Source organism: Lysinibacillus sp. FSL K6-0102, from assembly GCF_038003545.1.
Taxonomy (GTDB): domain Bacteria; phylum Bacillota; class Bacilli; order Bacillales_A; family Planococcaceae; genus Lysinibacillus; species Lysinibacillus capsici.
In genome coordinates, this window is record NZ_JBBOPH010000001.1 from 1,696,417 (window position 1) to 1,711,749 (window position 15,333).

Consider the following 15,333-nt stretch of genomic DNA (forward strand, 5'->3'; position numbering starts at 1 on the left):
TTCCATCATTAAAAGACGACCTTCCTTGTTAGAAAGTCGTCTTTTTCATGTGAATATGATGCATTTGTGGTTGCTTTTGGTTTCCAATTTTTAGTTGAATCAGAATCATCACAAGGACGATGATGATCATGCCAATAATAGCAGTTGTAAAATTGCCTGTGAAATCTCGAACAAGACCGACAAAGAAGGGGCCCAATGCAGCAAATACAAAGCCAACTGATTGTGTCATAGCAGCTAAGAAGCTAGCCTCGTGAATATCTTTGGCCTCATCAATTGGTAATGTTAGCCCTAATGAGAAAAGCCCACCTGCACCAAGGCCAATCAGAATACTGCTCAGCCAAGGATTATAAGAAAACAGTAGCATCAATAAACCAATTAATTCTAATGATGAACTACCTACTAGCCATACGGCTCGATGCTGAAAACGGTTATTTAATATAGGCACTAAAAATGTAGCTGGCATTTGGGCAATTGTTAATAGTGTCAGCATCATTCCAGCGTCGTGTTTGCTATAGCCTAAATTTTCTGCGATGGGAGGTAACCAAGCCATGATGGTATAAAACATAAAGGCCATTAACCCAAAAAAGCCTGTTAAAAGCCAAGCCTTTTGATTCATTAACATTTGCTTCACACTGTTGCTCTTACTAGGTGAATTTGTGACTGATGCAGTAACTGCTTTTTGTTCAATTGGCTTCCACCAAAAGAATAAAGCGATTAAAGCAAGAATAGCCCAGGAGGCAGAAGAAGCTTGCCATGAATGAAAAAAATTGCTTAGTGGAATAGAAAGCCCAGAGCCAAGTGCAGCTCCTACTACAAGTGCTAGCGAGTAAATCCCCACTACACGGGAAGGGTTCGCAAATTTCTCCTTAATATAGCCCGATAACAGTGGTCCTACGATGGCAATGCCAATGCCTGATAACAAGGCTGTTACTAGCATGACCCAAGCAGTATTAGCAAAATATCTGGTAGCTGTTGCTAGTCCAATAAGAATAAGAGCGTAAGCGATAGTTCGCTCGATGCTCCAACGATTAGCTAGTTTGATTGCGAAAGGTGCAAATAAGCCCATACATAGCACAGCTAAAGAAGTTAGCAAACTAGCAGTAGCTGCGCTCATATGTAAAGTCTGGCGAATAGTTCCTAATAAGGGGGACACCGAAGTAATGACAGGCCGTAAATTAAAAGAAGCTAAAATAATGGCAATAATTGGTACAATTTTGTGATTTATATTCATTGTCTTTCCTCTCCGTCCTATCAAATAAATAGTAAGCCTAAATTGAAGTCTATCTGAATTAGAATGATTGAACAATACTATTATTACTATTACAATGATAGTTAGAAACTATGATAGGGCGTGGTCTATGTGGAAATACGGCATCTGCATTATTTTATGGCAGTCTATGAGGAGCTACATTTTACAAAAGCTGCTGAGAAACTTGGCATCTCTCAGCCAACGTTAAGCCAGCAAATACGTGTGCTGGAGGATGAGCTAGGAATGCCATTGTTCGATCGTATTGGCAAAAAAATTGTTGTGACTGAGGCAGGCTCTCTTTTGTTTAGCTATACAACAGAGGTATTTAATACATTACAAAATGTCAAAGATTCGATTAAAGATTTACAGGGGCTACAAGGGGGACAAATAAGTATTGGCATCATGCCATCTGATCTTGATTATCGGATTACACAGCTTGTTATTGATTTCCATCAAAAATTTCCAAAGGTAAAATTAAAGATACTTGCTTCCATCGATATTATGCGGCAGGTTCTCGAAAATGAAGTGGATATCGGTATTGGGACGAATGTAGAATCAGATGATCGATTGGTCATTATTCCTTTATGTAGAGAGGAATATGTACTGACCGTTTCAAAGGAGCATCCATTGGCACAGCAAACAGTGATCCCAATTGCTGAATTAGAAGGACTTCCTATGGTGATGTATCCAGAAGGTTTTCTTGGTAGAGAGATAGTAGAAGAGGCTGTAAAAAAGCATGGTTTTCACATTCATTCTATTCTTGAAACAAGCTCTGTCACGTCCATTATGAATCTCGTTCGAGCCAATATTGGTGTAACGGTGCAACCCTATCCTTTGCTCCAACAAATGAATGATCCTAGTTTGTGTAGTATACGAATTTCAAATGGTGCTCCAAGCCGAAGCCTATCCATTATTTTCCGCGTAGATCGCTATGTTAGTCAGGCAACTACTGCTATGATTGAGCAAATTAAACATTACTTTAAAAGTAAATAGGGTTAACAAAAAGGAAGATATAAAAATATGTTCCTTTTTTTGGGGAGTTCACATATACTATTTATAAACCGACAGTCAGTCTAATTTGTAGGGCAAGTCCTAGAAGCTTGTGCCTACAATTTTTTAACATATTAAATGACCGACTGTCGGTCTAAAAATAATAAGGGGTGTTTTTTATATGGAAATGCTAGTCAAAGAAAAAGGCTTTTCGAAAGATTTTATCATTATGGTAGCTGGGCAGATTATTTCTATTTTAGGCTCTGCGCTTTTAAGATTTGCTCTTTCACTTTTTGTTTTAGATATAACAGGACGGGCAGATCTTTTTGCTGCGCTTTTCGCTATTTCAAGCCTTCCTGTTTTACTTACACCATTTGGTGGCGCTATAGCAGATCGTTTTAATCGGCGAAATTTAATGGTCCTATTTGATTTTATCAGTAGTGGCATTGTATTGATTTTTTTTATTGTATTACTAACAGACAATCATTCTGTGCTATGGATTGGGTTGGTTATGGTGCTTCTTTCATTCATTAGTGCCATGTACACGCCAGCTGTAATGGCTAGTATTCCGCTATTAGTTAGCGAACAAAAGCTTGAGCAGGCTAATGGGATCGTCAATGGGGTCCAGGCATTAGCAGGAGTGACAGCACCTGTGCTAGGGGGGATACTATATGGAATGCTTGGCCTCAAACTTCTCGTCATAGTAAGTGGTTTATTATTTTTCTTTACGGCTATTGTAGAAATGTTTATGACAATCCCATTTGTGAAACGTAGCTATGATGGTCATTTGATGCCGACCTTAATCAAAGACATGAAAGAAGGTTTTACTTATGTGGTGACGCAAACTTTTATTTTAAAATGTACGCTACTTGCTGCTTTATTGAATTTACTATTGACTCCACTTTTTATCGTTGGTGTGCCTATTATTCTTCGTGTCACGATGAAAAGTAGTGATACATTGTATGGAATAGGAATGGGGATTATTGATTTTGCGACGATTTTAGGCGCGTTAACGATGGGGTACTTTGCAAAAAAGCTGCGTATTCACACCCTCTATATTTGGGTATTGATGTCAGCCTTTTTGGTAATTCCCATGGCTATGTCTGTGCTACCTCGCGCCCTTCAAATTGGCTATTATCCATCGTATAGCTTATTTATTGGTTGTGCTCTTATCATTGCGATGATGATGACGATTATCTCCATTTACGTAATGACCCTTGTCCAAAAAGAAACACCAAATGAACAATTAGGGAAAGTCATGGCAATTATGATGGCAGTATCACAGTGTATGGCACCACTTGGGCAGATGGGGTATGGGTTGCTATTTGAGTTCTTTCAAGCCAACATCTATATACCAGTCTTTATAATCTCTGTGTGTGTATTATTATTAGCTTTCGTAACGAGAAGAATATGGCGATTGGAGGTCAAATAAATTGCTGGAACAAAGAAAACCACCTTTTCATGGGTAGTTTTCTTTGTAAAGCGTACTTAGCTAAAATCTTCGGGTTCTTTGACGAGGCCTATGCCTGCTGGTAGGAGTATTGGTAGGAAGGGTTGGAAACAGTAGCGTTGGCATATGTTGTGTATTATCTCCTATATGAATAGTAATGGATTCTTCTTCTTGAGGTGAGACTACCTTTTCTTCCTCAAGTTGTGAATGTTCTACCTCATTTAATAGTGGAGCTGAAGATTCACTATGATGGGTAGTACTTGTAGGATTTGTAGGATTTGTGGGAGCTGTTGATTCTTGATGTGTTACAGGATGTTCTACTGCTGCATGAGGCTGCTGAACAGCATGGACGTCTTTCATAACGAGAATGGGTCGCATCATATCATGATCCTCATGCTCAAGGAAATGACAATGCCACATATAATTCCCGACATGATCTTTCCAATGCATAATAATTTTTGTCACCTTTCCAGCGTCAGCCTTCACCGTGTCCTTCCAACCTCGCTCATAGTCTCTTGGTTCTTCAGGCGGCCCTGTAAATTGTACGATGCCTTCATTTTGATAGATTTCTAAATCAAACGGCCTTCGTTCCAGAATTTTAAATTGAATGAGGTGCAGGTGAATAGGATGGATAAAGGGTGTAGCATTAATAAAGTTCCAGATTTCCACACTATCTAAAGAAGGTTTTTCCGTTGCTGGATCATGGTACATTCGATCATTTAACAGCAACATAGGTCGACCAAACTCATCGGTAGTCGCCGTCAATGGTAGTTGTCTTTCAATATGTGCATGGTGTGGATGTAGATCCATAGAAACGGCAAGTCTTTCTGGAATCTCACTTGTATCTTCACATTTCAAAGGTAAAGTTACTCGAAACTGCATAATCACGTTTGTGTGTTCATCACTGAAATCGGTATCAGTATTAAGTAAGGTAATCTCCTGTCCAGCACAGCTTGAAAAATCGATAATGACATCCGTGCGTTCAGCTGGCAGCAACTCGACAGATTGGATAAGTTGTGGTGCTGATAAGAAACCGCCATCTGTACCAATTTGAAACATTGGTTGATCATTGGAAAGACTGATGACATAGCCTCGTCGATTAGAGCCATTTAGTAAACGAAATCTATATTTACGTGGCTCAACATCTAAAAAAGGCCATAGTTTTCCGTTAACCACTATCGTATTGCCAACAAAGCCTGGTGTGATAGAGGGATGAACAGGCACGGGAAAGGGTGGTTCGTCAGGATAAAACAATGAGCCATCCTCATTAAACGTTTTATCTTGAATTAAAATCGGATATTCATAGTCTCCACATGGTAAATTAGAGCGTTCCTCAAGGGCATCCCTCAGTAAATAAAAGCCTGCTAATCCTGCATATACATTTAAACGTGTTAAAGCCATGGCATGGTCATGATACCACATGGTAGTGCCAGGTTGATGATTCGTATATTCATGTATTTCCTTATTAAACTTTGGACCAGTATGCCGATAGTCTCTTGTGTACCATGCTTCAGGATGGCCATCACTCTGCCAATCCACATTGGCACCATGTAAGTGAGTAACTGTTCTTACTTCTTGTGAATCGTTTGCAGCATGAAGCGTAAAATCTACTGGTAAAAAGTGCTGTAAGGGCAGCTGGTTTTTGTATTTCACATAGATAGTTTTATCTTTAGAAGCTTCTATGGTTGGCCCTGGGTAAAGCCCATTGTAGCCCCAAATTAATGAGTTTGGAAAATGCTTATGAAAACGATGCTGGCCCTCCATCATGACCAATTCGTAATAATCATTCTTCTGTTGCCCTCTGCTGTATTTTGGTTTAGCAATCATTGGTTTTGGAAGTTCATCTACAAATTTTGGAATTGTTGCTGGATCAGAAGGGTTAATTTGCATACTCACAACATCACGTCCCTTTTCGATACTAAAAAAGCTAATTAACTCATCATATGGGTAAAAACAACAGGTAACGAGGACAAAAATGGAGAAAAATGTGTAAAGACATAAAAAATTTACCTACATATTATGATGGGATAAGATGATTCACTTTCAAGCAAACAGATGTAAGATTTTAAAACAATCATCACAAAAGATTTTTGCGTTGTAGGTAATAGTTGGTATCATACGAAAAAGGCGGACTAAGTGAATACATATGTCTTATAATTGAGAAAGCACAAAGTAAACTGGATGATATGGGGTATGGAGAAGTGGTGAAACGGTGGAATTAACATTAGAAGAATTAAATAAAACGATAATGGAGATGCGCACAAAGGGGTATTTAACGAAAGCACTAAAGCTTGCTGATCAAGGTCTTTTAGTCGCATTAGAGAGCAATAACTATCCATATGTCATGGATTTGTACTATCAAAAAATATTAGTTCATCATTCTTTAGGTGACACATTAAGCATGGTTAATCTTATTCATGATTATGAGGCCATTTGTCAAAATTATGGTACGACAAAAGATTTAATGCATTATCATTTAGTAATGTCATTAATCTATGATTTAGTTGGCATCCGTGAAAAAACGGTGGAGATGACGAAAAAATCTATCGCCTATGCACAGGAGCTACAAGATCCTGTCATGCTTGTTCGCTGTCATAATAATCTGTGCTATTTAGAGGTAGAGAAGGGCTGTACAAAGGAAGCACTTCAAGCAGGGCTATTAGCTAGAGAATATAATAAATCTCTTGCTAGAACAATGCCTGATCTAGCAAAATTACATGATATTCGTATTAATAATAATTTAGCAGATGTGTATATTTTAGAAGGGGATTTTAAAAAGGGGAAGGCATTGCTGGACAGTACGTTATCCTCTACTATTATTCATCATCATAAACGAGAAAAAGTAGCGGCATTGTTTGGCTACGGTTTTTTATTTGAAAAACAGCAAAAGCTTGAAGAAGCTGTATTTTATTATAAACAAGCCATAGATCTTGCCCGATCTTATGGAGATAAGCCAATTACAAAAAAAGTGATGCGCTTACTGTTAAATGTATTGTATCAATTGGATTGGCGAGATGAAATTTTTGATGTACAGCGTGAATATATTGATCTCTCGGAAAAAATGAGTGTTGCAAATTTATTACAACAAGTAATGAACTTAGAATTTAAGCGTCAAAAGGAAAAGCTTGAGAAAAAAGCACATTATGATCCATTAACAGGCGTTTTAAATCGACATTTTTTAGACTATGAGCTACAGGAATGGCTCAATGCAGCCGAAATAACGCAATCCTATGTATGTATTACGGTTTTGGATGTCGATTATTTTAAACTATTTAACGACACGCATGGTCATTTATTTGGAGATATGATTTTACAGCTTTTAGCTAACAGCTTGAAGGATTTTTTACAGGATGAAGATGTGGAAATTATTCGTTATGGCGGAGATGAATTCATCCTTTGTTTTAGGCATTCTCAGAAGGACTATATCAAAACATTGGTCCATAACACACATGCCTATTTGCTCTCACTAAAGCTCGAACAGGAACAGCAAAGTTATCCCTTAAGGGTCAGTATGGGTGCTTGTGTGAATAATCAGAAAAACTATCAATACAAGGAGCTATTTGAGCAAGCGGATAGCTGTTTATACCAAGCAAAGGCGAATGGCCGTGCTAGCTGTGTGCTATACGAATTATCATAATGACAGGTTCCTATTTACATAGTTAAATAGGAATTTTTCTTGTGATAGGACCATGTTTTTTATGCCCAAAACGAGGCTTCTATGAGGTGAAATGAAATTTACTGTAGTCATTGTTTGAAAACGTTGTTCTAGCAACGTACAATATATGAAATTAAGAAACACGACAGCACAAAATTGTTGTATAATGTTGTGGTATGAGGAAAGAAAGCAGGTTGACAAAATGGAAAGCAAAATGAATGGTTACACAGTTATAGACACACACATGCATCAGCTATGTGTTATGCCAAAACAGCTCGATGTGAAACATAAGGTGAATAGATGAAAAACTGGTTAATTTTCATTTCTGTCTTTATTGTTTCGTTGTCACTTGTCATTAGTATTTTAGTACTCTGGAAAGCCGAGGCTCCGTTCCGTTCAATTGAAGAGCAGGCTGAACAGTTGGCACTCGATGCCAAAGCCCTCGCAATTGTATCGGAGTCCTACACATATAATGGCAAACATTCGTATGTTACTGTGTTCGGGGTAGACGAATACGGTGATAAAAAAGCTGTCTTTGTTCCGACGAATCTAGACGAGGATTCCATTCAGGAAGTGATATTAGAAGATGGTATTACGGAAAAGCAAGCATTATCGGTTTTTAAAAATGAAGGAAATGTACAAAAAGTCCTCCACATGAAATTAGGCTATGAGGAGCCTGGCGCAGTTTGGGAAATTACATATCTGAACGACCACGACCAGCTCAACTATGTCTATATTCTGTTTAAGGATGGCGACTGGTGGAAGCGCATTACGAATTTATAAGAGGAGTAGATCCCGAATGAAAAATTTATTAGCAACACGTGTAAAAACTTTAACACCATCTTCAACATTAGCGATTACTGCAAAAGCAAAAGCATTGAAAGAGCAAGGTATTGATGTGATTGGTCTTGGAGCTGGTGAACCAGACTTTAATACACCTCAAAATATTTTAAATGCTGCCATTGATTCAATGGAGAAAGGGTATACAAAATATACACCTGCTGGCGGACTTCCAGTTCTGAAAAAAGCCATTATTGATAAGCTTCAACGCGACAATAACCTTACCTATCAGCCAAATGAAATCATTGTTGGTGTAGGGGCAAAGCATATTTTATACACGCTATTCCAAGTGATTTTAAATGAAGGTGACGAGGTTATTATTCCAATTCCTTATTGGGTGTCTTATCCAGAACAAGTGAAATTAGCTGGCGGCGTACCAGTTTATGTTGAAGGTACACGTGAACAAAGCTATAAAATTACAGCGGATCAACTGAGAGCAGCTGTGACAGACAAGACAAAAGCAGTGATTATTAATTCTCCTAGCAACCCATCAGGCATGATTTATTCTCGTGAAGAGCTTGCAGAACTTGCTGCTGTTGCAGAAGAAAAAGATATTTTAATCGTGTCAGATGAAATTTATGAGAAGCTTGTATACAATGGTATTGAGCATTTTTCAATTGCACAACTTTCTGATGCAGTGAAAGCACGTACAATCGTTGTTAATGGTGTGGCAAAATCTCACTCTATGACAGGCTGGCGTATTGGATATGCTGCAGGTGACACAGACATTATTAAAGCAATGACTGACCTTGCATCACACTCAACATCTAATGCGACAACAACAGCACAATATGCAACTGTGGAGGCGTATAATGGCTCTCAGGATGCGGTAGAGGAAATGCGTCAGGCATTTGAATCTCGTCTTGAAAAAATTTACCCACAGTTAAGTGCTATTCCTGGCTTCCATGTATTAAAGCCACAGGGTGCATTCTACCTATTACCGGACGTAGCAGAAGCTATGGCTCACACTGGCTATGATTCAGTAGATGCATTTGCTGCGGATATTTTAACAGAAGCAAACGTAGCAGTGATTCCAGGCTCTGGCTTCGGTACACCAACTACTATGCGATTATCTTATGCTACATCTTTAGACTTATTAGAAGAGGCAGTCCGTCGTATTGATACATTCGTAAAATCAAAATGGCAAGACTAATCCTTCTAGTCAACTTTGGAGGATTTCTATGAAAAAAATTATGATTAAAGATATGCCACAGCATATCGGTGAAACAGTCAAAATTGGCGCTTGGTTAGCCAATAAACGTTCAAGTGGAAAAATCGCGTTCCTACAGCTACGTGATGGCTCTGGCTTTGTACAGGGCGTTGTAGTGAAAGAAGAAGTAGGCGAAGAAATTTTTGCTACGGCAAAAGGGATGACGCAAGAAACTTCTATGTATGTGATTGGTGAGGTGAAAGCTGACGAACGTTCAAGCTTTGGCTGTGAGCTTGCTATAACTGGTATCGAGGTACTACATGCAGCAACAGATTTCCCAATCACACCAAAAGAACATGGTCCAGAATTCTTAATGGATAACCGTCATTTATGGCTGCGCTCTCGTAAACAACATGCCATTATGAAAATTCGTAATGAAATTATTCGCGCTACATACGAATTTTTCAATAACAACGGTTTTACAAAAATGGACCCACCAATTTTAACAGGTTCTGCGCCTGAAGGTACTTCAGAGCTGTTCCATACAAAATATTTTGATGAAGATGCTTATCTATCTCAATCTGGTCAGCTTTACATGGAAGCTGCTGCGATGGCTTTAGGAAAAGTCTTCTCATTCGGTCCAACTTTCCGTGCTGAAAAATCTAAGACTCGTCGTCATTTAATCGAGTTTTGGATGATTGAGCCTGAAATGGCATTCGTAGAATTTGAAGAAAATTTAGAAGTACAAGAGCAATATGTAGCGCACATCGTACAATCTGTACTTGCAAACTGCAAATTAGATCTAGAGCGACTTGGCCGTGATACATCAACACTTGAAAACATTAAAGCGCCATTCCCTCGAATTTCTTATGATGATGCGATTAAGCTTTTACACGAACAAGGCTTCGACGATATTGAGTGGGGCGATGATTTTGGTGCGCCTCATGAAACTGCGATTGCGAATTCATTTGACAAACCAGTATTTATTACTTGTTACCCAGTAGGTATTAAACCGTTCTATATGCAACCACACCCAGATCGCGATGATGTTGTATTATGTGCTGATTTAATTGCACCAGAGGGTTACGGAGAAATTATTGGTGGTTCAGAGCGAATCCATGACTACGATTTATTAAAATCACGTCTGGAAGAGCATAACCTATCATTAGATGCCTATGCTTGGTATTTAGAGCTTCGCAAACATGGTTCTGTCCCACATTCAGGTTTTGGTCTAGGGTTAGAGCGAACTGTAGCATGGATTTCAGGCACAGAGCATATCCGTGAAACAATTCCATTCCCACGTTTACTAAACCGCTTATATCCATAAGCTAATCAATTTAAAAGTCGCGTAGTGAACTATCTACGCGGCTTTTCTACTTACTTAAAGAAGGAGTCTGGAGAATAATGAACGTAAATAATCATCGACTCCGTACATGGACTGAGCAGAGAATGATTCCCATTCCACAGCTTTTTTTTCAGTTTTATAAGGAGTTAAACATGGAGGATGAAGAGGCACTGATTGTCATGCACTTATTGGCCTTTCATATGGAGGAGAATGACTTCCCAACACCTAATGATCTAAAAAATCGTCTCACAATGTCTGATAATGACATCACATCCCGTTTACAGCGATTAATGCAGAAGGGTTTTCTTGAAATTACACGAGATGTCGACGCGGGTGGCAAGCTATATGAAAAGTATTCCGTATACCCGCTATGGGAGCGCATTTTACAGATGATTGATATGAAAGAGCAGCAACAAACGGCAGTGACACTTCAGCAAGAAGAAGGGGAGATATTCCGTCTTTTTGAAGAGGAAATGGGGCGTCTTTTATCTCCTTTAGAACTTGAAAAAATTGGATGCTGGCTTGATGAGGACAAGCATAGTCCCGCACTCATCAAAGAGGCGCTAAAGGAGGCTGTCTTTGCTGGGAAATTGAGTATTCGCTATATTGATCGCATTTTATTAGAATGGAAAAAGAAAAATATTACGACACCACAAGCAGCACAAAAGCAAAGTGAACAGTTCCGTGAGAAACAGACATTTAACAGAGCACCAGCTCGAACAGTTCAACAAGAAACGCAATCAACGGGTAGAGTTCCTTTTTATAATTGGTTGGAAGAAAGAGAATAGGGGGCATCCAGTTTGTTAACGAAAAAACAGTGGGAGCATTGTCTAGAAGAAATGGATCGAATGTTTCCCGACGCACATTGTGAGCTCGTCCATGACAATGCTTTTGAGCTAACGATTGCCACATTATTATCTGCACAATGTACAGATGTACTAGTCAATAAAGTAACGAAAACCTTATTTCAAAAATATAAAACACCAGAAGATTATTTAGCTGTTTCCATAGAGGAATTGCAACAGGATATTCGCTCTATTGGCCTTTATCGCAATAAGGCGAAGAACATTCAGGCTCTATGTCAACGTTTACTAGATGAGTACGGTGGCGAAATCCCTGCAACACGTGAAGCATTGGTGACATTACCAGGCGTAGGTCGAAAAACGGCCAATGTTGTGCTTTCAGTAGCCTTCGATATTCCAGCACTTGCAGTGGATACCCATGTGGAGCGAGTATCCAAACGCCTAGGGCTCTGTCGATGGAAAGATTCGGTGCTTGAAGTGGAAGAAACGATTATGAAGAAAACGCCAATGGACAAATGGTCAAAAACGCATCACCAATTAATTTTCTTTGGACGTTATCATTGTAAGGCACAAAATCCTGGATGTGGTACTTGCCCTTTACTCGACGATTGTCGTGAAGGGCAAAAGCGTTTAAAGAAAGGCATGGTGAAGGAAGCATGAATAGTGAAGCCATTGCAAAAGAAAAAGTAGATGCATGGTTTGCCCAATGGACTTCACTACAAGCCGCTATCCATACAGCACATGATGCAAGAAATGGACTGGCAAAAGGGCTAATGGAAGATGCCATCGAGCTATTTGAACAACTTGTGCAAGATGCAGGCGATGAAGTGCTACCGATTAATGGGGTTGAGCGATTAGCCTTTATTAAAGCTAAGCCAGGTCAATATGCATGCTATCGTCAACTAGATGAGCTATTTAAAGAAACGAAAAAGCGCACAGCACGACTGCGGATTCAAGCTAGTAAAAGTTAGAGTGGATGGATAGAGTATAAAAAGTGGATAGGACAGATAAAGTGAAGGATAGGACGCGAAAAGTGGCGGATAGACCTTGTAGAGTGAAGGATAGACCTTCAAAACTGACGGATAGCCTCCTCAGAGCCCTTCATCAATAAAAAAACAAAAAACCGAGAAGCAGTGAATGAACTGCATCTCGGTTTTTTTCTTTATTCTGAGCTTTGGTCTTCTTCATTTGGGTTGGTAGGCTCGGTAGGAGGTGTTGGCTGCTGATTTCCATCATTATTGCCATTGTTTCCACCATTGCTGTTATTTCCATGCCCATTACCATTTCCATGCCCGTTATTACCGTTATTACCATTATTATTGTTGTTATTACCGTTGTTGCCATTACCATTATTGTTATTACCTTGATCATTATCCTCTTGACCAGGATCAATCGGTAAATCAATATCTGGTTCATCTGGATCTTCCGTTTCCAAATCTTCCTCAGGGGTACTTGTGATCTGGAAGGTAGTTGTCCCAGGCTCACTGCGTGTGCCATCTACAATGGCTACGACAGAGATTGTATAGTTACCATCTTCAAGTGTGTTAGCAACAGTTAGGCCTTTGGTGTCTGCTGTGCCAAGGACAACCGTTTCTCCACCTTCACGTGTGGCAGAAACTTCAAATGAAGTTGGTAATGGTTCATCGGTTTCTGGATTTAGGATGGCATCATGTTCCCAAGAAATATTGATCGACTGTGCTCCTAAATCTAAGTTTGCTGAAACATTATAAGGTGTAGATAGCTCTGGCGCCTCATAGACCTCAGAAACCTCTGTTGGTTCAGTCCCGCGAACGAATAACTCTGTTTGACGTAGTTCGCTAGGTGTATAGTCACTTGCCAATCTTAAAGGTTTAGAGCCTACTTCCACCGTTGCTTCTACAACAGTACTTGGCTTTTTGAAGCTAGCTGTCTCAACATTCGCTGAAATTTCTTGCATAATCGTCTTAAATAAGTTTTGTGGTAATCGACGTTCTTCCCACGTTGTAATTGGATCAAAGTGTTTTTCATAGCCACTCCATATAGCGATGGAATAGTTAGTTGTGTAACCAGCAAACCATGAATCTGGCACACTTGTATTCGGTAAATTATATTTGTTAAAGTCTTCTGCTGAATAGTTAGTTGTACCTGTTTTACCTGCGATATCCAAGCCAGGCACATTGGCTGCAGTTCCTGAGGCATCAGGCTTATTGCCGACTACATCACGTAGCATGTCTGTTACCATGTAAGCCGTATAATCATTCATAGCCACTTTAGACTCAGGTGTATAGTTTTTAGACGTTTTACCATCTCGATAGACAATTTTTGTAATCGAATGTGGATCTGTATAGACCCCGTTATTACCGAAAGCAGCATAGGAAGCTGCCATTTGAATAGGAGAGATAGTAATAGCACCACCGCCAATTGCATCGGACTCATAGAGATTTTCTGTTTCAATTCCTAAACGTCCAACAAATTCCTTGGCTTTTTCTGTGCCAACCTCCTGTAATGCTTTGACAGCTGGAACGTTCCGTGAAGCATATAATGCTTTACGTGCAGTCATGGCACCCATATATCTGCCATCCCAGTTTGTGATTGTTTGCTTTGTACCTGTATAGTTCATTGGTTCGTCGACAAGTGTTTGACCTGTAGACCATTTTAAATATTCAATTGCTGGCCCATAGTCGACTAACGGTTTCATTGTGGAACCTGGTTGATTATTTGTTAAGTCCTCGGCATAATTCCAGCCACGTTCTGCACCATATTTACGACCGCCACCAACGGCTTGAATGGCACCTGTTTTTGTATCAACGACCGCCACACCTGACTGAATATCTTCAGTTGGGAAATTACTATCATCATTCATCACATTTTCTACAACTTGTTGAGCATTTGGATCAAGCGTCGTATAGACTTTGATTCCTTCTGCCATTGCCGAACCGTCACCATTATTTTCTAATTCATTAATAACAATATCCAGGAAGGCATCATATTTGGAACCTGCAAATGATTGGCGTGTTGCATCATCCGCTAAACCTGATTGAACTTCTGCTTTTTTGGCTTCTTCCATTTCGGCTTTAGAAATTTTTCCATGTTGATACATTAATCCTAAAACGGTATTACGTCGTTTTTTTGCAAGCTCAGGGTTTTTTAATGGATTATACGCATTTGGTCGTTGCACTAGCCCTGCTAATAGTGCTTCTTCATCTAAAGTTAAATCTTTTAATTCTTTACCATAGAAGTATTGTGAGGCTGTACCGAAGCCATAGATACGACCTGACATAAGCATTTTGTTGAAGTACATTTCAAAAATTTCTTCTTTCGTATACTTACGCTCTAATTGGAAGGCAAGCCATGCTTCCTGTGCTTTACGCTTTAATTTCTTCTCGTTTTGTAAAAATGAGTTTTTGACTACTTGCTGTGTTAAAGTTGATGCACCTTGCGCACCAAAGCCATCACGGAAGTTTGCAAGGATTGCACCGCCTAGACGATAAAAATCCATACCATGATGCTCAAAAAAGCGTACATCTTCTGTAGCCAGAATAGCATTGATCATATCTTCAGGTATATCTTCATATTTTATATATTTACGGTTTTCAGCACCGATTGTTGCAAATAATTCACCGTTTTTATCGTAGAACTCTGAAGAAACAGGATCTTTCAGTAATTCTTCATCGAGCTCAGGAGCCGTGCTTGCATAGAAGGCAAATAATGCACCTCCTCCAATTAAGCCTGCTACACCGATGGCTAAGACAGTTAAGAAAATGCGTTTAAACCATGTCTTAGCGGATGAGGCTGGTTTCGTTTTTTTCTTTTTATTTTTTTCAGCGAGAGCTTTTTGATGCTCTCCACGTGTTCGACGACGTTCAGTCATT

General features: G+C 39.4%; 12 protein-coding genes. 9 read left to right on the forward strand and 3 right to left on the reverse strand.

Annotated features, from left to right (window positions below):
* Window positions 1-28 precede the first annotated feature (28 nt).
* Window positions 29-1,231 carry an MFS transporter gene (locus tag NYE73_RS08375; RefSeq protein WP_048389962.1) on the reverse strand — a complete coding sequence of 401 codons (1,203 nt, stop codon included), beginning with the start codon at window positions 1,229-1,231 and terminating at the stop codon, window positions 29-31.
* A 129-nt stretch (window positions 1,232-1,360) separates the two neighbouring features.
* On the opposite strand from NYE73_RS08375, the gene NYE73_RS08380 reads away from it, so the two are divergent.
* The gene (locus tag NYE73_RS08380) at window positions 1,361-2,242 is read left to right on the forward strand and encodes a LysR family transcriptional regulator (protein ID WP_048389964.1); all 882 of its coding nucleotides are present in this window, start codon (window positions 1,361-1,363) and stop codon (window positions 2,240-2,242) included.
* A gap of 178 nt (window positions 2,243-2,420) precedes the next feature.
* Window positions 2,421-3,671 carry an MFS transporter gene (locus NYE73_RS08385; RefSeq protein WP_259950091.1) on the forward strand — a complete coding sequence of 417 codons (1,251 nt, stop codon included), beginning with the start codon at window positions 2,421-2,423 and terminating at the stop codon, window positions 3,669-3,671.
* A 60-nt stretch (window positions 3,672-3,731) separates the two neighbouring features.
* On the opposite strand, the gene NYE73_RS08390 is transcribed toward NYE73_RS08385, so the two are convergent.
* Window positions 3,732-5,579 carry a multicopper oxidase family protein gene (locus NYE73_RS08390; RefSeq protein WP_259950133.1) on the reverse strand — a complete coding sequence of 616 codons (1,848 nt, stop codon included), beginning with the start codon at window positions 5,577-5,579 and terminating at the stop codon, window positions 3,732-3,734.
* A 322-nt stretch (window positions 5,580-5,901) separates the two neighbouring features.
* Between NYE73_RS08390 and NYE73_RS08395 the strand changes: the two genes are divergently transcribed.
* The 7 genes from NYE73_RS08395 to NYE73_RS08425 all read left to right on the forward strand — a co-directional run bounded on the left by NYE73_RS08395 (window position 5,902) and on the right by NYE73_RS08425 (window position 12,453).
* Window positions 5,902-7,326, forward strand: coding sequence for a tetratricopeptide repeat-containing diguanylate cyclase (locus NYE73_RS08395; protein ID WP_259950092.1), 1,425 nt, complete (start codon window positions 5,902-5,904; stop codon window positions 7,324-7,326).
* A gap of 318 nt (window positions 7,327-7,644) precedes the next feature.
* Complete coding sequence (locus NYE73_RS08400) at window positions 7,645-8,127, forward strand: cell wall elongation regulator TseB-like domain-containing protein (protein WP_048389969.1); 483 nt, start codon at window positions 7,645-7,647, stop codon at window positions 8,125-8,127.
* 16 nt (window positions 8,128-8,143) lie between these two features.
* Window positions 8,144-9,337: a pyridoxal phosphate-dependent aminotransferase gene (locus tag NYE73_RS08405; protein ID WP_048389971.1), complete on the forward strand. Its 1,194-nt coding sequence runs from the start codon at window positions 8,144-8,146 to the stop codon at window positions 9,335-9,337.
* Between the two features lie 28 nt (window positions 9,338-9,365).
* Window positions 9,366-10,661 carry an asparagine--tRNA ligase gene (asnS, locus tag NYE73_RS08410; RefSeq protein ID WP_004232833.1) on the forward strand — a complete coding sequence of 432 codons (1,296 nt, stop codon included), beginning with the start codon at window positions 9,366-9,368 and terminating at the stop codon, window positions 10,659-10,661.
* A gap of 77 nt (window positions 10,662-10,738) precedes the next feature.
* Window positions 10,739-11,467, forward strand: coding sequence for a DnaD domain-containing protein (locus NYE73_RS08415; protein WP_016994290.1), 729 nt, complete (start codon window positions 10,739-10,741; stop codon window positions 11,465-11,467).
* Between the two features lie 12 nt (window positions 11,468-11,479).
* Window positions 11,480-12,142, forward strand: coding sequence for an endonuclease III (gene nth / locus NYE73_RS08420; RefSeq protein WP_048389975.1), 663 nt, complete (start codon window positions 11,480-11,482; stop codon window positions 12,140-12,142).
* Complete coding sequence (locus NYE73_RS08425) at window positions 12,139-12,453, forward strand: YpoC family protein (RefSeq protein ID WP_205442474.1); 315 nt, start codon at window positions 12,139-12,141, stop codon at window positions 12,451-12,453. Before nth ends, NYE73_RS08425 begins: the two co-directional genes overlap by 4 nt.
* Before the next feature lie 191 nt (window positions 12,454-12,644).
* Here the strand turns inward: NYE73_RS08425 and NYE73_RS08430 are convergent, their stop codons facing one another.
* Complete coding sequence (locus NYE73_RS08430) at window positions 12,645-15,332, reverse strand: penicillin-binding protein 1A (RefSeq protein WP_259950094.1); 2,688 nt, start codon at window positions 15,330-15,332, stop codon at window positions 12,645-12,647.
* Window position 15,333 lies beyond the last annotated feature (1 nt).

Bases quoted from the DNA above. Each gene is read 5' to 3' on its own strand.
- NYE73_RS08400 (WP_048389969.1), top strand. From the start codon at position 7,645: ATGAAAAACTGGTTAATTTTCATTTCTGTCTTTATTGTTTCGTTGTCA.
- asnS (WP_004232833.1), top strand. From the start codon at position 9,366: ATGAAAAAAATTATGATTAAAGATATGCCACAGCATATCGGTGAAACA.
- NYE73_RS08405 (WP_048389971.1), top strand. From the start codon at position 8,144: ATGAAAAATTTATTAGCAACACGTGTAAAAACTTTAACACCATCTTCA.
- NYE73_RS08430 (WP_259950094.1), bottom strand. From the start codon at position 15,332: ATGACTGAACGTCGTCGAACACGTGGAGAGCATCAAAAAGCTCTCGCT.
- NYE73_RS08375 (WP_048389962.1), bottom strand. From the start codon at position 1,231: ATGAATATAAATCACAAAATTGTACCAATTATTGCCATTATTTTAGCT.
- NYE73_RS08415 (WP_016994290.1), top strand. From the start codon at position 10,739: ATGAACGTAAATAATCATCGACTCCGTACATGGACTGAGCAGAGAATG.
- NYE73_RS08390 (WP_259950133.1), bottom strand. From the start codon at position 5,579: ATGCAAATTAACCCTTCTGATCCAGCAACAATTCCAAAATTTGTAGAT.
- NYE73_RS08385 (WP_259950091.1), top strand. From the start codon at position 2,421: ATGGAAATGCTAGTCAAAGAAAAAGGCTTTTCGAAAGATTTTATCATT.
- NYE73_RS08425 (WP_205442474.1), top strand. From the start codon at position 12,139: ATGAATAGTGAAGCCATTGCAAAAGAAAAAGTAGATGCATGGTTTGCC.